This window comes from Enterobacter cloacae complex sp. AR_0002 (assembly GCF_001922365.1).
Lineage (GTDB): Bacteria > Pseudomonadota > Gammaproteobacteria > Enterobacterales > Enterobacteriaceae > Enterobacter > Enterobacter hormaechei_C.
Window position 1 is genome coordinate 951,852 of the sequence record NZ_CP018814.1, and the last position, 19,230, is coordinate 971,081.

The following is a 19,230-nucleotide window of genomic DNA, read 5'->3' on the forward strand; positions in this document are numbered from 1 at the left end:
TTGTTCACAATTTACTCATTGCATAACACCAAAGGGGCAGGAGTGGGATGCTGATTTCGATCAAAAAATGGCGCAACGATTAAACAAAAATGACAAAATCCCTGAAACCTTTCAGCGGACGCACTTTTTCCCTGTTTAACGCGCGTCCGGGAAAAATTATATGCGGAAATGGCCTGCGGTCTCAGCAAGGTCGCCCGCCTGGCTTTGCAGCGCGCTGGCCGCCGCAGCAGACTGTACAACAAGCTCGGCGTTCTGCTGCACCATGCGATCCAGATGAGTCACCGCGTGGTTAATTTCATGGATCCCTTTCATCTGCTCGCGGGTGGCAATAGATATTTCACGCATTATGCCTGACACGCTCCCGACGCTGGCGCGGATCTCATCCATGCTGTCGCCCGCAAGGTGCACAAACCGGGAGCCGGTTGCAACGCTTTCGGTGGTGGAATCAATAAGGGATTTGATCTCTTTCGCCGCCTGAGCGCTGCGGCTGGCCAGGTTACGTACTTCCCCCGCAACGACCGCGAACCCACGGCCTTGCTCCCCGGCACGTGCCGCTTCCACCGAGGCGTTAAGCGCCAGAATATTGGTCTGGAAGGCGATGCCGTCAATGACGCTGGTGATATCGCCGATTTTCGCGGAAGCCAGTTCGATGGACTGCATGGTGCTGATGGCCTGAGCGACGACGTCACCTCCGCGGGATGCGGCGGCAGAGGCCTTGCTCGTCTGTTCATTCGCTTCTGCTGCCGACTCGTTTGACTGCGTAACGGAGGCCGTGATCTCTTCCACGGCGCTGGCGGTTTCGCGAAGGCTTGATGCCGCCTGCTCGGTACGCCCGGAAAGATCCTGATTACCCGCCGCAATCTCATGCGCGGCGTTTTTCACTGAGGCGCTCGCATCACGCAGCTGGACCATCACCACAGAAAGCTTATCGCTGAAGGCGTTAAACGCCTGCGCGATTTGCGCCACTTCATCGCCCCCCTTATCCGGCAGACGCTGCGACAGATCGTTAGTACCGTTGGCAATGTTGTTCATCGCGTCACGGATACCGAACAGCCGCTTAAGCAGGCGGGCAATCAGGAGGTGCATGAGGGCTCCGCTCAGCAGGGCGAGGATTGCCAGCGACAGTGCAGATGCTTTAAGCAATGAGCGCATCCCGGCGGTGGCATCGCCGTTATCAAGCGCCACAACCAGCAGCCAGTGCGTCCCCGGCACGGCGGTGGCCAGGAACGTTTTTTCGCGTCCGTTTGACGTTCCGTCAACCAGGTTGCCGCTTTTCAGAGTGGCAAAATCGGTCCCTTTGATCGTTTCAGTAAACGGCTTAAGCGTCAGCGCAGGATCGCTGCCGGCAATTACGGTGCCGTTGCTGTCCAAAAGCAGTCCACTGCTGGCCGGAGTCGGGTGAATACCGCGCACGTTAGCCACCACGCTGTCCATTGCCACATCGCCCGCCACCACCGCTTTCAGGGCGCCTTGCTCTTTAACGGGTACCGCGAACGTCACCACCAGTTTCCCGGTGCCCGCATCCACATAGGGTGCAGTCACTACCGGGCCATCAGCGCTGACGACCTGCTGATACCACGGGCGAAGGGTGGGATCGTAATCAGCGGGCACCCCGGTTGGGTCAGAAAATTTAGCCGTTTTGCTGGCATAACCCACGTAGACGTTGGTAAATCCACCCGCCAGTGCAAGCTGTTTAAACACCGGAACCGGATCGTCGCTGAGCGCGACCGACTGCGCCGAAGTGATGACGGTTATTTTGCTGTTCACCCAGTCGGCAATCGCCATGTTGTGGCTGGCGCTGGTGCTGGTCAGAATATCGCGCTGCGACTGCTGATTATCCTGGCGCGTGACCTGAAAGTTAATAATGGTATTAAGAAGAAGGGCGACGACCAGACAGCCTGTCGTCGCGGCAATGATGCGGGCGCGAATGGATCTGAACATAAGTGTAATACCTGCTGTGTTGTTTCCATGCCTATCGGCAACGGTGCAGGTAAACTTGATGCTGAAACCGCGTCCATAAGAAAATAATATTTTTAGCGGGTTATTATTAAAAAGTTAATACTTTATCGGCGGAAAGCGTCCATTCAGCCAGCTCCACCAGCGTACCAATTTCCACGCCATCAATCAGCGGCAGCCCGGTAATGCCGCGCCCGTCGGTACAGGTTTTGCACAGTTTGACCGGAACGTTTTGCGCGGTCAGGATCTCCAGCATTTGTTGAATGTTGTAGCCCTCTGCGGGTTTTTGCCCCTTCAGCCCGGCCGTGACGGCGTCGGACATCAAAAAGAGGCGCAGCTCCAGCTCACTCTCCTTATCGCGCAGCGCGATTGCCAGGCGCAGGCTGTTAAAAAGGGATTCACTGCCGTAGGCCGCACCGTTGGCGACGATCACAATCTTCTGCATGTTGACTCCTGTTCTTTGAAAAGGCACGAATATTGCTTCTCGTACCGAAGAATACGTATCGGGGAGAGAAACGATGACGATAGTGGCTGGCAGTTCCCCTGGCGCAACCGAATGGTTCCAGCGTGCGAGAATGTTGCGCGAGGAACAGCTCGGCAGACTGGCGCAGCTGGGCGCACTGGTGAACGGCATCAGTCGACTGGTGCATATGCTACAGTGCGAGCGCGGTGCGTCAAATGTCTTGCTCTGCTCGCAGGGCAAATTGTACGCGCCTGAATGCAAGGCCAGCAGGGCCCTGGTGGATGAAAACCTCGCCGCATTGCACCTTCAGTTTAACGAACCGCTGCCGGGCAGCGCCCTGTGCGAACGTATTGCCAGCGCACTGCACGGCCTTGAGACGCTAACGGCGCTGCGTGATGGCGTTACAGGTCAATGCGTCACCGCGCCGCAGGCGATGGAACATTACAGCCGCATACTGCGTCATTTGCTCAGTATCGTACCCCAACTCAGCGACAGCATTGACGATCCGCACATCGCGGGCCGATTTGTGGCCCTTTACAGCCTGATGCAGGGCAAAGAACTTGTGGGACAAGAGCGGGCGCTGGGGGCTATTGGTTTCACCCAGGGATTCTTTGACGATGAAACCCGCCAGCGGCTGGTGGATCGCATTGATGGCCAGCAGGCCTGCTTTGAGGTTTTTATCTCCCATTGCACTCCAGACGTGCAGGAGTCATTTACCCTCAACTGCCTGCCGGGTCTGGAGACTGAAAAACTCAGGCGTGAAGCGTGCACCCGCCAGCCTCCGGCAGATAACGGTGATACCGCCCTCAAATGGTTTGCCCTGCAAACCGCGCGCCTTGAGCACCTGCGCACGCTGGAGGAGGTGGCAATTGCCGATCTGATGACGGCAGTTGAGGAGCGCCGCTATAGCGAAAACCTGCACGCAGACGATGAACACGACGATATCCTGGCGCGATTTCCGGATAAACCGCTGCTGCCGCTGGTGCGCCAGCAGGCGCGTGAAATTGAGCAACTCTCCCGTCAGCTTGCTTCCCTGCGCGACACGCTGGAGGAGCGTAAGACCATCGACAAAGCCAAAAGCGTGCTGATGACGCACCAGAACATGAGCGAGGAGCAGGCGTGGACCGCCCTGCGCAAAATGGCGATGGATAAAAACCAACGCATGGTAGATATCGCCCGTGCGCTGCTTACGGTGAAAAATCTGTGGAAGATACCCCCTGGGGAGTAGTTGCACAGTCAGTGGGCAATTTATGCCTGATTGAGGTGCGTAATACAGCGCTCTTCTTGCAGAAACCCCGTAACGCCGGGGATGAAAAGCTGGCATTACCTTTGCATTAACAGATTAACCATTTTCGACGATGCGCCAACGGCGGTGCATGCGTCTTCAGGATAAAGGCGTCCAGCGGTGCTTCAGCACCGTCGGGCGCTTTTTTTTGCCTTTTTTCAGGAGCAATTATGGCGGATTTGTCGAGACGGCGGTTATTGCAGGCCAGCATGCTGGCGAGTGGTGCGATGCTGTTGCCGGGTGTCATGCAGGCCGCATGGGCGGCGGGGTCAGATAAGCCGGAGCAGGATACCGTGCGTATCGGGTTTATACCTCTGACCGACTGCGCGCCCGTGGTTATCGCGGCCCTGAAGGGGTTCGATAAAAAACACGGCATTACTATTGTGCCGACCAAAGAGGCGAGCTGGGCGGCGGTGCGCGACAAGCTGGTGGCGGGCGAACTGGACGCCGCGCACATTCTTTACGGCCTGCTGTACGATCTGGAGCTGGGTATCGCGGGCAAGCCGCAGCAGATGGCGAACCTGATGACCCTCAACCAGAACGGTCAGGCCATTACGCTCTCCAGCGATCTGGCGGAGAAGGGCGTTCGTGACCTCGACGGGCTGAAAAAGCTGATTGCGCAGCAGGCGCCGGGAACCTACACCTTCGCGCATACCTTCCCGACGGGAACGCACGCCATGTGGCTCTACTACTGGCTGGCCAGCGCGGGGATTAACCCGTTTGACGACGTGCGCACCGTGGTGGTGCCGCCGCCGCAGATGGTGATGAACATGCGCATTGGCAACATGGTCGGGTTTTGCGTTGGCGAGCCGTGGAACGCGCGGGCGATTAACGACCGCATCGGATTTACCGCCGCTACGTCGCAGTCCATCTGGGCCGATCACCCGGAAAAGATCCTCGGCACCCGACGCGACTGGGTGGCGAAAAATCCGCACACCGCACGGGCGCTGGTGAGCGCCGTGATGGAAGCCGCGCGATGGATCGAGGCGTCAGCGGAAAACAAACGCGAAACCGCGCAGATCCTCTCGCGCCGCGCCTGGCTCAACTGCAAGGAACAGTATCTCACCGGACGCATGCTCGGCGAGTACGACAACGGGGTCGGTCAGCGCTGGCAGGATGCGCACCCGATCCGTTTCTTCAACGAGGGTGCCGTGAGCTACCCGTATCTCTCCGATGGCATGTGGTTCTTAACCCAGTTCCGCCGCTGGGGCTTGCTCAACGCCGCGCCGGATTACGCGGGCATTGCACAGCGCATTAACCAGACCGCGGTCTGGCAGGATGCCGCGACCGCCGTGGGCGGCATGTCCACACCGTCATCACCGTATCGCAGCAGCACCCTGATGGACGGCACCGTCTGGAACGGCACCGATCCGGAAGGGTACGCCAACCGCTTCGCCATTCACCGTAAAGGGGCCTGAGTATGCAGCATCTGCAAAATACAAAACCACAAGAGACGTCAGAGAGCGGGGAAGTGATAGTCCTGCCTCCGTTACAGGTTCGCCGTCGTGCGCCCGCGTTTACGCGTCGGATGAATGATTTTTTACAGCGCGTCATCCCGGCGCTGCTCGGTCTCGGCCTGCTGGTGGTGCTCTGGCAGCTGGCGGCGATAAACAGTAAAGGCTTTCCGACGCCGCTCAGCACGCTCGATTCGGCCATGACCCTGTTTGCCGATCCGTTTTATCGCGACGGGCCAAACGATATGGGCATTGGCTGGAACGTGCTGGCGTCGTTGCAGCGCGTCGCCATCGGCTTCGGTCTGGCGGCGCTGGCGGGCATTCCGCTGGGCTTTTTGATTGGCCGCTTCACCTTTTTCTCCCGCATGTTCAACCCGCTGATCGCGCTACTGCGTCCGGTCAGCCCGCTGGCCTGGCTGCCTATCGGCCTGCTGCTGTTCCAGAAAGCGGAGCCTGCATCGAGCTGGACTATTTTTATCTGCTCCATCTGGCCGATGGTCATTAACACCGCCGAAGGGGTGCGCTGTATTCCGCAGGACTACCTCAACGTGGCCCGGGTGCTGCAACTCTCAGAGTGGACCATCATGCGCCGCATTCTTTTCCCGGCCGTGCTGCCTGCGGTGCTGACCGGGGTACGTCTTTCCATTGGCATTGCCTGGCTGGTGATTGTCGCCGCCGAGATGCTCACCGGAGGTTTAGGCATTGGCTTCTGGATCTGGAATGAGTGGAACAACCTCAACGTCGAAAACATTCTCATCGCCATCGTCATCATTGGCGTGGTCGGGTTGCTGCTGGAGCAGGGGCTGATGCTGATCGCCCGTCGCTTTAGCTGGCAGGAAAAATAAGGAGTGAAGATGAAACCGTTAATTCAGGTCCAGGCCGTGAGCCAGCGTTTTTCCACCGCCAGCGGCGAGTTTCTGGCGCTGCAAAACGTCTCTTTTGATATCCACGAGGGCGAAACCGTCAGTCTTATTGGTCACTCCGGCTGCGGCAAGTCGACGCTGTTAAACCTGATCGCCGGGATCACGCTGCCGACGGAAGGCGGGCTGATTTGCGACAACCGCGAAATCGCCGGGCCGGGGCCAGAGCGCGCGGTGGTGTTTCAGAATCATTCGCTGCTGCCGTGGTTAACCTGCTTCGACAACGTGGCGCTGGCGGTGGATCAGGTCTTCCGTCACACCATGAGTAAGGCCGAGCGCAAAGCGTGGATTGAGCACAATCTCGACCGGGTGCAGATGGGCCACGCGCTGCATAAGCGCCCCGGGGAGATCTCCGGCGGTATGAAGCAACGCGTCGGTATTGCCCGGGCGCTGGCGATGAAGCCGAAAGTGCTGCTGATGGATGAGCCGTTTGGCGCGCTCGATGCGCTGACGCGTGCCCATCTTCAGGATTCGGTGATGCAGATCCAGCAGGCGCTGAATACCACCATCGTGCTCATCACCCACGACGTGGACGAGGCGGTACTGCTCTCTGACCGCGTACTGATGATGACCAACGGCCCGGCGGCCACCGTGGGTGAGATCCTGCGCGTCGATCTGCCGCGCCCGCGCAACCGGGTGCAGCTGGCGGACGACAGCCGCTATCACCACATGCGCCAGCAGATCCTCCATTTCCTCTACGAAAAACAGCCGAAAGCGGCGTAATGAGGGGGCACAATGCGACTGGTCATTATCGGTAATGGTATGGCGGCAACCCGGCTGATTGCGTCGCTCACCGGGCGTGTTCCCGGTCGTTTCGCTGTCACCGTCATCGGTGACGAGCCGGAGCAGGCATACAACCGCATCCAGCTTTCGCCAGTGCTGGGTGGCGAAAAGCAGGCGGAGCACATCTGTCTGCACGATGAAGACTGGTACACGGCACGAGGCGTGACGGTGCTGCGAGGAGAAACGGCGCTCGCAGTAGACGTCAACGCGCGTGAAGTGCATACCTCTGCTCGCACGCTGGGCTGGGATGCGCTGGTGTTTGCCACCGGTTCTACCCCTGTTGTGCCGCCGATCCCCGGCGGCGATGCGCCGCATGTGTTCACCTTTCGCACCCTGGCAGAAACCCGCGCCATCCAGAATATCTCCGGGCCGGCGGTAGTGCTGGGCGGCGGCGTACTCGGCGTGGAGGCAGCGGCAGCGCTGGCGCGCAAGGGTGACAACGTCACGCTCGTGCATCGCGGTCCGTGGCTGATGGAACAGCAGCTGGATCAGCAGGCGGGACTGTTGCTGGAAGAGGCGCTGGCGGCGCGGGGCGTTAGCTGTGAACTCGCCTCCGGCATCACCGCCATCGCTGACGATGCCGTGACGTCGCTCGACGGACGCCGCATTGCCGCCACGCGCGTGGTGCTGGCAACCGGCGTGCAGCCCAACGTTGCGCTGGCGAATGCCAGCGGCATTCGCTGCGCGCGCGGCATCGTGGTGGATCAGGAGATGCAAACCTCCGTGCCGGGTATCTACGCCATCGGCGAGTGCTGCGAAATTGACGGCCAGACGTTTGGCCTGGTGGCTCCCTGTCTGGCGCAGGCGGATATTCTTGCCGCGCGGCTGGCCGGGGAGGTCACCGCGCCGTTTACCCTGACCGACAACGGCGTGCGCCTTAAGGTGACCGGCGTGGATCTGTTCAGCCTCGGGCGCGCGACGGCGCAGGCGGACGATGTGGTCTGGAGTTCATGGGATCCGCTGACCCGTCACTATCGACGTTTACTGATCCATCAGGGGGCGCTGGCTGGCGTGCTGCTGCTGGGTGACTGCCGCAGCGCGGCAACCTTTACCGATTTACTGGCAACGGCTGCGCCCGCCCACGCGGACTGGCTGTTCGATCGTTTCACAACGCAACCGCAGGTTGCAGGACAGAACGCTATGACAAAACCTACTCTGGTGGTGGTTGGGCACGGTATGGTCGGCCATCATTTCCTCGAAGACTGCGTTAACCGCAATTTGCATCAGCAGTATCAGATTATTGTTTTTGGCGAAGAGCGCTATGCCGCCTATGACCGCGTGCATCTGTCGGAATATTTTGGCGGACGCAGCGCGGACTCGCTCTCGCTGGTGGCGGGGGAGTTCTTTGCCGATAACGGCATTGAGCTGCGCCTCTCGCAGCAGATCGTTGCTATCGATCGTGATGCAGACGTAGTGCGTACCGCCAGTGGCCATGAGACTCACTGGGACAAGCTGGTGCTGGCGACCGGCTCGTACCCGTTCGTACCACCCGTTCCGGGCAACGATCTGCCGGGCTGTTTTGTCTACCGCACCCTCGACGATCTGGACAACATTGCGGCCCATGCGGCAGGCTCTCGACGCGGCGTGGTAATTGGCGGCGGCCTGCTGGGTCTGGAGGCGGCGAATGCACTTAAGCAGCTCGGGCTGGAAACTCACGTGGTGGAGTTTGCGCCGAACCTGATGGCGGTGCAGCTCGACAGCGACGGCGCGGCAATGCTGCGCAAGAAAATTGAGGCGCTGGGCGTAGGGGTACACACCAGTAAATCGACGACGGAGATTGCCACCGCAGACGACGGGCTGGTGCTGCGCTTTGCCGATGGTGAACAGCTGGAAACGGACATGGTGGTCTTCTCTGCTGGTATTCGGCCGCAGGACGCGCTGGCGCGCAGCAGCGGGCTGGCTGTCGGCGAGCGCGGCGGGATCTGCATTGACGACGGCTGCCGGACCTCCGATCCGGATGTGCTTGCCATCGGGGAATGCGCGCTGTGGGAGGGGAAAATCTTTGGCCTGGTGGCACCGGGCTACCAGATGGCGCGCGTGGCCGCCGCTGTGCTGGCGGGTGAGGAGAAGCGCTTCACCGGCGCAGATATGAGTACCAAACTCAAGTTGCTGGGCGTGGATGTGGCGTCGTTTGGCGATGCCCACGGGCGCACGCCGGGCGCGCTGAGCTACCAGTGGACGCATGGGCCGCAGCAAATCTACAAAAAGATTGTGGTCAGCCACGACAGCAAAACCCTGCTGGGTGGCGTGCTGGTGGGCGATGCCAGCGAATACGCCACGCTGGTGCAGATGATGCTCAACGGCATCAGCCTGCCAAAAGAGCCGGAAACGCTGATCTTACCCGTATCGTCAGGCAGCGCGCCGAAAGCGCTGGGCGTGGCGGCGCTGCCGGAAAGCGCGCAGATCTGTTCGTGTCATAACGTCAGCAAAGGGGATATCTGCCAGGCGGTAAGCGCGGGCGCAACGGATATCGGCGCCATTAAGCAGTGCACCAAAGCGGCGACCGGCTGCGGAGGCTGTAGCGCGCTGGTGAAGCAGGTGATGGAGTTCCAGCTTGCGGAGCAGGGCGTGGAGGTGAAGAAAGATATCTGCGAACACTTCCCGTACTCGCGTCAGGAGATTTACCACCTGGTGCGCGTCAACCATATCCGCACCTTCGACCAGCTTATCAGCCGCTACGGTCAGGGGCACGGGTGCGAGATCTGTAAGCCGCTGGTGGGATCGGTATTGGCTTCCTGCTGGAACGAGTATCTGCTGAAACCGGCGCATCTGCCGTTGCAGGACACCAACGACCGCTTTTTCGCCAATATTCAGAAGGACGGAACGTACTCCATCGTCCCGCGGATGCCTGCGGGTGAAGTGACCGCCGACGGGCTGATCGCCATCGGCCAGATCGCGAAACGCTATAGCCTTTACAGCAAAATTACCGGCGGGCAGCGTATTGACCTGTTTGGCGCCACGCTCGAACAGTTGCCGGAAATCTGGCAGGCGCTGGTGGAGGCCGGGTTTGAGACCGGACATGCCTACGGGAAATCTCTGCGCACGGTGAAATCCTGCGTCGGGTCGACCTGGTGCCGCTACGGCGTGCAGGATTCCACCGGCCTCGCGGTCAGGCTGGAGCACCGCTACAAGGGCCTGCGCGCGCCGCACAAAATCAAAATGGCGGTCTCCGGCTGTACCCGTGAGTGCGCAGAGGCGCAGAGCAAAGACGTGGGGGTGATTGCCACGGACAAAGGCTGGAACCTCTATCTGTGCGGCAACGGCGGGATGAAGCCGCGCCACGCGGACCTCTTCGCCAGCGATCTGGACGACGAAACGCTGATCCGCACCATTGACCGTTTCCTGATGTTCTACATTCGCACGGCAGATCGTCTGCAACGTACCAGTACCTGGATGGATAACCTGGAAGGCGGCCTCGACTATCTGCGCGAGGTGATCCTCAACGACAGCCTGGGGATCGCCCACGAGCTGGAGCAGGAGATGGCCCGGGTGGTGGAGACCTACCAGTGCGAATGGCAAACCACCCTCAACGATCCTGATCGCCTGGCGCTGTTCCGCACTGCGGTGAACGTCCCCGCCGCGGAGGAGAACAAGCGCTGGCAGGAAATTTGTAATATCGATGAGATCCCGGAGCAGGCGGGCATCGGTGCGCATCTTGGGCGCAAACCGATTGCGCTGTTCCGCTTTGGCAAAAACGTTTATGCCCTCGACGATCGGGAGCCGGGTAGCCGCGCGAACGTGCTTTCACGCGGCATCCTCGGCGATGCGGCGGGGGAACCGGTGGTGATCTCGCCGCTCTACAAGCAACGTATTCGTCTGCGCGACGGCTGTCAGGTGGAGAATGGCGAACCCGTGGTGCGCGCCTGGCCGGTAAAAATTGAAAACGGCAAGGTATGGGTTGGAAATGAAGAGCTGGTGATGCGTGCGGAGGCCTCATGACCGAAACCCGGACAACGTGCCCTTACTGCGGGGTGGGCTGCGGCGTGGTCGCCAGCGCAGACGGTGAAAAGGTGAGCATTCGGGGGGATGAAACTCATCCGGCGAATTTCGGTCGTCTGTGTGTAAAAGGATCTGCCCTCGGGGAAACCACGGGGTTGCAGGGACGCCTGCTGCGCCCGGTGGTCGATGGCCGGGAGGTGGCATGGCCGCAGGCGCTGGGCGAAGCGGGCGAGCGGCTACGGAACATCATCAACGAATGGGGGCCGCAGGCGGTGGCGTTTTATGCCTCCGGCCAGCTGTTGACCGAGGATTACTATGCCGCCAACAAGCTGATGAAAGGCTTTATCGGGGCGGCGAACATTGATACCAACTCGCGGCTGTGCATGTCATCGGCGGTGGTGGGCTACAAACGCGCCTTCGGTGAAGACGTGGTGCCGTGCAGCTACGAGGACGTGGAAAACAGCGATCTGGTGGTACTCGTTGGCTCAAACGCGGCCTGGACGCATCCGGTGCTGTATCAGCGGCTGGTGCAGGCAAAGCACAACAATCCGCAGATGAAAGTGGTCGTGATCGATCCGCGTAAAACCGCCACCTGCGATATCGCCGATCTCCACCTCGCGCTCAGACCCGGCAGCGACGCCGGGCTGTTTGTGGGGTTGCTCAATCTGATTCAGGGGCGGGGCGAGTGGCCGATCCCTCGCGTGGCGGCGTTTTGCGATCTGCCTTCAGACGAGATTAGCACCTTCTACGACTGGTTTATCACCGCGCCACGCGCGATCACGCTCTACACCATGGGGATCAACCAGTCCTCCACCGGCAGCGACAAGTGTAACGCCATCATTAACGTGCATCTTGCCAGCGGGAAGTTCAACCGTCCTGGCTGCGGCCCGTTTTCGCTGACCGGACAGCCAAATGCCATGGGCGGGCGGGAAGTGGGCGGGCTGGCGAATCAGCTGGCGGCGCACATGAACTTCGAGCCGGACGATCTTTCGCGCGTGGCGCGTTTCTGGGGAACGGAACGGCTGGCGCAGACCCCGGGCCTGATGGCGGTGGAATTGTTTGACGCCATTGCGCGCGGCGAGGTGAAGGCGGTGTGGATCATGGGCACCAACCCTGCCGTGTCGCTTCCCGACAGCCACGCGGTGTGTCAGGCTCTGGCAGCCTGCCCGCTGGTCATGGTATCTGAGGTGATGCAGGAGACGGACACCAGCCGGTTTGCCCATATCCGTTTTCCCGCCCTGGGCTGGGGCGAGAAAAACGGCACGGTGACCAATTCTGAACGCCGTATCTCCCGCCAGCGTGCCTTTCTGCCTGCGCCGGGCGAGGCCAGACCGGACTGGTGGATAATCGCCCGGATGGCAGACCAGCTCGGTTATGGCGATGCCTTCGCCTGGGAACACCCTCAGGAGATATTTTGTGAACATGCGGCGCTGACGGCGTTTGAAAATAACGGCGAACGGGCGCTAAACCTGCGCGAACTGGCGTCGCTGTCGCGAGAGGCGTGGGACGCGCTGGCGCCTTATCAGTGGCATGCCGGTGATTTCCCGCAAAGAAATCTTGTACCGGTTGATCCTTCCTCGCATGGGGCAGGCGTCGACGAATTGTACCCCTTGATACTGAATACCGGGCGGATCCGCGATCAGTGGCACACCATGACGCGCACGGGGTATGTTCCGCGCCTGATGCAGCATATTGATGAGCCTTTTGTTGAGATGAACGCAACCGATGCGGCGCGCGCTGGGCTGACTGACGGCCAGCTGGCGCGGATAAGCTCCCCGCGCGGGGTGATGGTTGCCAGAGTACGTATCTCCACCGCGCAGCGTGCGGGCGAGCTGTTTGCGCCGATGCACTGGAACGCGCAATTTGCACGGCAGGGGAAGGTCAATGCGTTGGTAGAAGGGCGGATTGATGCCGGTTCCGGCCAGCCGGAGAGTAAACAAACCGCGGTGAGGATCATGCCCTGGCTACCGGCCTGGCAGGGTGAACTGTATGCCCGCGAGCTGCCAGCGCTGCCGCCGTCGGTCTGCTGGTGGCGTAAAGCCTCACGTCTGACGGTGGCGGGGGAGCAGCCGTTGCTGTCGTGGGTCAGGGCGTACGCCAGCGGTCGGGGCTGGCAGTTACAGGTGGCACAGACGGGAGAACGCAGCAGCGTGCTCGCCTGGCATCACGGCGAGCTGATGCTGGGCTACTGGGAGGGCCATACGCTGCCGGCGCTGGCGCATGCGTTTATTGAAGAAGCCTTTGCTGCTGCACCCGTACAACTCGCTGAACGCCATGCGCTGCTGCACGGACAACGGCCGGGCGAAGATGCCGATCCCGGGCGAATTATCTGTAGCTGCTTCAGCGTGGGTGAAAATACGATACGTAAGGCGATAGCCGGAGGCTGTGATTCTGCCGCAGCGCTGGGCGTGAAGCTGCGCTGCGGCACGAACTGCGGCTCCTGCGTGCCGGAGCTGAAAGCGCTGTTGGGATAATAGTGCAAGGGCGTCGGTTGGCGGCTTCGCACCGGTACGAATTTGTAGGTCGGGTAAGGCGAAGCCGCCACCCGACAAATCTTTTCAGGATATTCCTGAAATTTCTGTTAAGACTGGTTTTCAGGGCTTATGGCGTTAACATAATAAGTGTTTGTTCATAAACACAGGTTCTGATTGACGACGTTGAAGGCTGTATCGTCCCGCATCCGTTTTTTGCTGTTACTCCCCCTTTTTACGGCTGGAGCCGTTCACGGTGCGCCGAAATCCTTCGTGCAGCAGGCGCAGAATCCGTTTGATAATAACGGCGATAGCCTGCCGGATCTCGGTATGGCGCAACCGACCACCGAAGGCGAAAAGCATCTGGCTGAAATGGCAAAGGCCTTCGGTGAAGCCAGTATGACCGATAACGGCCTGACGGCCGGGCAGCAGGCGCGACAGTTCGCGTTTGGCAAAGTGCGGGATGCCGTCAGTGGGGAAGTCAACGAGCAGATTGAATCCTGGCTTTCACCCTGGGGAAACGCCAACGTCAATGTACTGGTGGATGACGACGGCAACTTTAACGGCAGCAGCGGTAGCTGGTTTATCCCCTGGAACGACAACACCCGTTATCTGAGCTGGAGCCAGCTTGGCCTGACGCAGCAGACAGATGGGCTGGTGAGCAATGTCGGGATCGGGCAGCGCTGGGTTGCCGGAAACTGGCTGCTGGGCTACAACACCTTTTACGACAACCTGCTGGAAGACAACCTGCAACGTGCCGGGCTGGGCGCAGAGGCGTGGGGTGAAAACCTGCGCCTGTCGGCCAATTACTACCAGCCGTTCGCTGGCTGGCAGCCGCGTTCCGACATCCGCGAACAGCGCATGGCGCGCGGGTACGACGTAACGGCCAAAGCCTGGCTTCCCTGGTTTCATCACCTGAACACCAGCGTCAGCTTTGAACAGTATTTTGGCGATAACGTCGATCTGTTTAACAGCGGTACGGGGTATCACAATCCGGTTGCGGTCAACCTGGGGCTGAACTATACCCCCGTTCCGCTGGTCACCCTGACGGCTGCCCATAAGCAGGGGGAGAGCGGCGTTAGCCAGAATAACCTCGGGCTGAAGCTCAACTATCGCTTTGGCGTGCCGCTGGCGAAACAGCTTTCCGCCGGGGAAGTGGCGGCGACGCGCTCGCTGCGGGGCAGCCGCTATGATTCACCTGAGCGCGATAATCTGCCCGTGATGGAATTCCGTCAGCGCAAAACCCTCTCGGTATATCTGGCCACGCCGCCGTGGGATCTTAAGCCAGGCGAAACCGTGATGCTGAAGCTGCAAATTCGCAGCAAGCACGGTATCCGGCAGATCCACTGGCTGGGTGATACCCAGGCGCTCAGCCTGACCTCACCGGCAAACGGCAACAGCAGCGATGGCTGGAGTGTGATCATGCCTGCATGGGATGATTCAGAAGGGGCGAAAAACGCATGGCGGCTAACGGCCGTGGTGGAAGATAAGGATGGGCAGCGTGTCTCCTCCAATGAGATCACGCTTTCCGTGGTGCAACCGCTCGTCGCAATGCCTGCCGACGATCCACGGTGGAAGTTGCTGCCGGATGAGTAAGTTAAAAAATGCGCTCCTGATGCACCCAGACGGCGGCTTCGACGCGGGATTTTAACTTCATTTTTTTCAGCATGTGTTTGACATGCACTTTGACCGTGCTCTCGGTGATGTCCAGACGGCGGGCGATCATTTTGTTCGGCAGCCCCTGGGCAATCAGCTTCAGAATGTCACGCTCGCGCGGGGTCAACTGGCTGACGTCACGATCAGACGTGGCGCGGTTCGCACGCAGGCTGGCGGCCAGTACCGGCGTTAACGCTTCACTCAGCACCATCTCGCCTGCGGCAGCCTGTTGCAGCGCCTTGAGCAGATCTTCCGGCTCCATATCTTTCAGCAGATAGCCGTCTGCCCCTCGCTTGAGGGCGGTGACCACGTCTTCTTCATGGTTTGAGACGCTGAAGACCACCACCCGGCCAGAGAGGGATTTCTCCCGCAGCTTGTCGAGGGTTTCCAGGCCATTCATGCCCGGCATGTTGAGATCGAGCAAGATCAAATCAGGATCGAGCGATTCGGCAAGTTCAATACCCTGTTCGCCGTTGCTGGCTTCCCCGACGACGGTGATATCTGGCGCCATGCTGACAAGCTGTTTAACGCCAGTGCGCAGCATCGGATGATCGTCAATCAACAGGATAGATGCCGGTTCCTGATTAGTCATGGTTTTCTCCTTGAGCAGTTATGAGGGGCTTTTCGGGTATAAAGGTGACCACTACTTCGGTGCCACCTGACTCTCCCCGGCGAACCTGGCAATCACCGCGCAGGCTTTGCGCGCGGTCTCGCATGATAATTAAACCATAATGGTTCGTTCGTTCGGCATTTTCCGGCACGCCGCGGCCGTTATCCTGAACCCTGAGCCTCACCTGATTATCCTGGCAGCTGACGGTGACCGTAACGGCCGTCGCCTCGGCATGCTTGAGCACGTTGCTCAGGGCTTCACGGGCAATTTGCAGCAAATGGATCGCCTGGTGAGAGGGGACAAAACGCGGTGGCAGCTGGTAATCCAGCTTCACCGGGAAGCCCAGCCGGGCACTAAACTCCTGACAGCTGGACTCCAGCGCAGGGCGCAGCCCCGGCTCGGTGAGCTGCAAACGGAAGGTGGTCAGCAGCTCGCGAAGCTGAACCCACGAGGTGTTAAGCTCGTTGCGGATCTGGCTGAGCAGCTGTTTGCTGCTCTCGGGCATGCCTTCGTCCTGCATTTGCAGGCAGCTCACCTGCATCTTCATGCAGGAGAGGGACTGGGCGATGGAGTCGTGCAGCTCGCGGGCGATGGTGGCACGCTCCTCCATCACGATCAGCTGCTGCTGTTTCTCCTGGTGGCGGTCGAGCGCCAGCGTGGCCGTGAGCTGCTCAACAAGCGTATCGACCAGCTGCTGCTGGTCGTGGCTCAGGTGACGTCCGGCGGGCAGGGTGGCCAGCAAAATACCGTACTGGGTATGGCTGTCCATCAGCCGCCACTTGAGGGTCGTGCCGCTGGTGGTAAGCGGCGGCAAGCCGCGCGGGCACAGATGACACCCTTTATCGTCGCAGGAGATGTCCGACTGACAGGTAAATTCCTGATGGTTTTCCTCATCTTCAACGTCGTAAACCCGAAGCTCAAGATCGCGGAGCAGAGTCAGGTTTTGCAGGCCGTTCAGTACTGGCGAGAGACGTTCGCAAAGCGGTACCTGCATATGCAGGCGACGGTTCGCCTGCCAGAGGAAAGAGAGGATCTCGTTTTTTTGCTCAAGCCCGGCGGTTTTCTCCTGGACGCGTTGTTCCAGTACCGCGTAGCTCTCTGATAGCTCTGCCGACATGGTATTGAGCGCCTCGCCAAGCATCGCCATTTCGTTGCGCCCGCTGATGTGCGTGCGCTGGGTAAAATCGCGCTGTGTGACGGCGCGGGCCATCGCCAGGAGCTGTTTCCAGGGGTTAAGCAACCGCGCGCGCAGCCAGATAACCGTGAAAATCAGCAGCAAACCCATAAACAGCGCCATTGCGCGGTGAACCATCACCACACGGTCAATGCGTAACTCTGTGGTGCGATCGAATGAGGAGACAAGATGATCGATGCGTGACACAAACCCGGCGACATCCTGGGCGACCGTTTCCCGGTCTTCCGCCCGCTTTAAGCCGGGCTCCAGCTGGGTATGCCAGTAGCCCTGAAGCGCCTTAAGCTGAGATTGCTGACCGTCACGGATGGCGGCTCTTTCCAGTTCAGGGCTGAATGCGGTACGCTCCATTTCGTCGATAAGCGGTTGGTCAGCCTGCGTCAGCGGCACCGACGCCAGTAGCCGGTAACTCTGCATACGTAGCGAGCCTGCCTCGTTGATGGCATGCGCGTTACCCTGTACACCCTGTACCAGCCAGCCAGAAATAGCCATGCCGGTCACACCGATAGCGGTGGACAGCAGAACAATAAGCGCCAGCTGGTTAACCAGCGTCAGCGGAGATAAACATCTTTTTAACATAGAGTTGCCGGGCTCCTGACGTGACCTGATTGCAGGAATGGCGCTATTCTGGTGCATACCCTGGAGTATACCCATACCAATAAAGGATTACCTCTAAATTGCCAGAGGGGTAACGGTTAGTGGGTGGACGAAGCAGGGATGCCTCAGCACCGTGAAAAACCACACCTTTTTTACGTTTTGCATCTACTCATTAAGAGTGATGGCTTTTTTTTTGCCGCAAAACCTCCCACTTTTCCTTTGATTTATATCAACTTACCGCCGTCCTAAAGCCCTAATGTTTGCAGCATCATTCGAGAATCAGAGGTGTCTATGAGTCACTCTTCCGCTCCCGAAAGGGAAACTGGTGCCGTTATTACAGACTGGCGTCCAGAGGATCCGGCGTTCTGGCAACAGCGCGGCCACCGTGTAGCAAGTCGTAATCTGTGGATTTCCGTTCCATGTCTGTTACTGGCGTTTTGCGTCTGGATGTTGTTCAGTGCGGTTGCGGTTAACCTGCCAAAAGTGGGCTTTACCTTTACCACCGATCAGCTGTTTATGTTGACCGCGTTGCCGTCGCTTTCAGGCGCACTGCTGCGCGTTCCTTATGCGTTTATGGTGCCGGTCTTTGGTGGTCGTCGCTGGACGGCTTTCAGTACCGGGATCATGATCATACCGTGCGTGTGGCTCGGTTTTGCGGTGCAGGATACCTCCACACCGTTTAGCGTGTTCGTGATTATCTCTCTGCTGTGCGGTTTTGCGGGGGCGAACTTTGCGTCCAGTATGGCAAACATCAGCTTCTTCTTCCCGAAAGCGAAGCAGGGTGGCGCGCTGGGCATTAACGGCGGTCTGGGTAACATGGGCGTGAGCGTGATGCAGCTGATTGCCCCGCTGGCGATCTCTGTCTCCATCTTTGCGGCCTTTGGCGGCGGCGGTGTGACGCAGCCCGACGGTTCCGTGCTGTTCCTGCAAAACGCCTCCTGGATTTGGGTACCGTTCCTGGTGGTCTTTACCCTGGCGGCGTGGTTCTTCATGAACGATCTGTCCGCGTCCAAAGCGTCACTGAGCGAGCAGCTGCCGGTTCTGAAGCGTGGCCACCTGTGGGTGATGGCGCTGCTGTATCTGGCGACCTTCGGCTCGTTCATCGGTTTCTCCGCAGGCTTTGCCATGCTGTCTAAAACCCAGTTCCCGGACGTGCAGATCCTTCAGTTTGCCTTCTTCGGTCCGTTTATCGGCGCGCTGGCACGTTCGCTGGGCGGGATGATCTCCGACCGTCTGGGCGGGACGCGCGTTACGCTGGTGAACTTTGTTGTAATGGCCATCTTCTGTGCGCTGCTGTTCCTGACGCTGCCTGCGGGTGGTGAGGGGGGTAACTTCTTTGCCTTCTTCGGCGTCTTCATGGTGCTGTTCCTGACCGCCGGGCTGGGCAGTGCGTCTACTTTCCAGATGATCTCTGTCATCTTCCGCAAGCTGACCATGGACCGCGTGAAAGCGCAGGGTGGGAGCGACGAGCAGGCAATGCGTGAAGCCGCCACCGATACCGCTGCGGCGCTTGGGTTTATCTCTGCGATAGGCGCGATTGGCGGCTTCTTTATTCCAAAAGCGTTCGGTATCTCACTGGATCTGACCGGCTCTCCGGCGGGTGCGATGAAAGTATTCCTCGTCTTCTATATCGCCTGCGTGGTCATCACCTGGCTGGTATATGGCCGTAATACCAAGAAAAACAAGTAAGCTTGATTATCCGTTTGCGCGGCCTGAGTGCCGCGCTTTTTTTAATCGCTGAATAGTTACAACATACTAATGGCGTTACCCGTGGTCACCCGCAGGTCACGCTGTGATCGCCATCGCTTTACAGGTGTTTCTACCCCTTAATACCTAAGATGTTAAATTTTGCCTCGCTTATTGTACGATAAATAAAATATATCTATATAAATCATAATGTTAAA

The 19,230-nt window shown here is 59.3% G+C and carries 12 protein-coding genes; 8 read left to right on the forward strand and 4 right to left on the reverse strand.

What is annotated here, in order from left to right:
• Window positions 1–156 precede the first annotated feature (156 nt).
• Entirely contained in the window at window positions 157–1,941 is a 1,785-nt protein-coding gene (locus AM329_RS04725; RefSeq protein ID WP_032609438.1) for a methyl-accepting chemotaxis protein, read from the reverse strand.
• A 106-nt stretch (window positions 1,942–2,047) separates the two neighbouring features.
• Entirely contained in the window at window positions 2,048–2,401 is a 354-nt protein-coding gene (locus AM329_RS04730) for a DsrE/DsrF/TusD sulfur relay family protein (protein WP_015570354.1), read from the reverse strand.
• Window positions 2,402–2,474: 73 nt separating this feature from the next.
• Here AM329_RS04730 and nasR point away from each other — a divergent pair, with 73 nt between their 5' ends.
• From nasR to AM329_RS04765, 7 genes are all read left to right on the forward strand, one after another.
• Entirely contained in the window at window positions 2,475–3,647 is a 1,173-nt protein-coding gene (gene nasR, locus AM329_RS04735) for a nitrate regulatory protein NasR (RefSeq protein WP_032609436.1), read from the forward strand.
• A gap of 227 nt (window positions 3,648–3,874) precedes the next feature.
• On the forward strand, window positions 3,875–5,122 hold the full coding sequence (locus AM329_RS04740) for a CmpA/NrtA family ABC transporter substrate-binding protein (RefSeq protein WP_080496157.1): 1,248 nt from the start codon (window positions 3,875–3,877) through the stop codon (window positions 5,120–5,122).
• A gap of 2 nt (window positions 5,123–5,124) precedes the next feature.
• Entirely contained in the window at window positions 5,125–6,003 is an 879-nt protein-coding gene (gene ntrB, locus AM329_RS04745) for a nitrate ABC transporter permease (protein ID WP_003856687.1), read from the forward strand.
• 9 nt (window positions 6,004–6,012) lie between these two features.
• Window positions 6,013–6,801: an ABC transporter ATP-binding protein gene (locus AM329_RS04750; protein ID WP_015570359.1), complete on the forward strand. Its 789-nt coding sequence runs from the start codon at window positions 6,013–6,015 to the stop codon at window positions 6,799–6,801.
• 12 nt (window positions 6,802–6,813) lie between these two features.
• Window positions 6,814–10,800 (forward strand): nitrite reductase large subunit NirB, encoded by a 3,987-nt coding sequence (nirB, locus tag AM329_RS04755; protein ID WP_072163336.1) that lies wholly within the window; start codon window positions 6,814–6,816, stop codon window positions 10,798–10,800.
• Complete coding sequence (locus AM329_RS04760; RefSeq protein WP_032609435.1) at window positions 10,797–13,274, forward strand: nitrate reductase; 2,478 nt, start codon at window positions 10,797–10,799, stop codon at window positions 13,272–13,274. Before nirB ends, AM329_RS04760 begins: the two co-directional genes overlap by 4 nt.
• Before the next feature lie 174 nt (window positions 13,275–13,448).
• A complete protein-coding gene (locus AM329_RS04765; RefSeq protein ID WP_032609434.1) occupies window positions 13,449–14,867 on the forward strand; it encodes a YchO/YchP family invasin in 1,419 nt (472 codons plus the stop codon).
• A gap of 1 nt (window position 14,868) precedes the next feature.
• Here AM329_RS04765 and narL read toward each other — a convergent pair whose 3' ends face one another.
• Both narL and narX read right to left on the reverse strand, forming a co-directional pair.
• A complete protein-coding gene (gene narL, locus AM329_RS04770; protein ID WP_003856701.1) occupies window positions 14,869–15,519 on the reverse strand; it encodes a two-component system response regulator NarL in 651 nt (216 codons plus the stop codon).
• Window positions 15,512–17,308, reverse strand: coding sequence for a nitrate/nitrite two-component system sensor histidine kinase NarX (gene narX, locus AM329_RS04775; RefSeq protein ID WP_032609432.1), 1,797 nt, complete (start codon window positions 17,306–17,308; stop codon window positions 15,512–15,514). Before narX ends, narL begins: the two co-directional genes overlap by 8 nt.
• 309 nt (window positions 17,309–17,617) lie before the next feature.
• Here narX and AM329_RS04780 point away from each other — a divergent pair, with 309 nt between their 5' ends.
• A complete protein-coding gene (locus AM329_RS04780; RefSeq protein ID WP_003856705.1) occupies window positions 17,618–19,015 on the forward strand; it encodes a NarK family nitrate/nitrite MFS transporter in 1,398 nt (465 codons plus the stop codon).
• The last annotated feature ends 215 nt before the right edge of the window (window positions 19,016–19,230 follow it).

Bases quoted from the DNA above. Each gene is read 5' to 3' on its own strand.
- AM329_RS04725 (WP_032609438.1), bottom strand. From the start codon at position 1,941: ATGTTCAGATCCATTCGCGCCCGCATCATTGCCGCGACGACAGGCTGT.
- AM329_RS04730 (WP_015570354.1), bottom strand. From the start codon at position 2,401: ATGCAGAAGATTGTGATCGTCGCCAACGGTGCGGCCTACGGCAGTGAA.
- nasR (WP_032609436.1), top strand. From the start codon at position 2,475: ATGACGATAGTGGCTGGCAGTTCCCCTGGCGCAACCGAATGGTTCCAG.
- AM329_RS04740 (WP_080496157.1), top strand. From the start codon at position 3,875: ATGGCGGATTTGTCGAGACGGCGGTTATTGCAGGCCAGCATGCTGGCG.
- ntrB (WP_003856687.1), top strand. From the start codon at position 5,125: ATGCAGCATCTGCAAAATACAAAACCACAAGAGACGTCAGAGAGCGGG.
- AM329_RS04750 (WP_015570359.1), top strand. From the start codon at position 6,013: ATGAAACCGTTAATTCAGGTCCAGGCCGTGAGCCAGCGTTTTTCCACC.
- nirB (WP_072163336.1), top strand. From the start codon at position 6,814: ATGCGACTGGTCATTATCGGTAATGGTATGGCGGCAACCCGGCTGATT.
- AM329_RS04760 (WP_032609435.1), top strand. From the start codon at position 10,797: ATGACCGAAACCCGGACAACGTGCCCTTACTGCGGGGTGGGCTGCGGC.
- narL (WP_003856701.1), bottom strand. From the start codon at position 15,519: ATGACTAATCAGGAACCGGCATCTATCCTGTTGATTGACGATCATCCG.
- narX (WP_032609432.1), bottom strand. From the start codon at position 17,308: ATGTTAAAAAGATGTTTATCTCCGCTGACGCTGGTTAACCAGCTGGCG.
- AM329_RS04780 (WP_003856705.1), top strand. From the start codon at position 17,618: ATGAGTCACTCTTCCGCTCCCGAAAGGGAAACTGGTGCCGTTATTACA.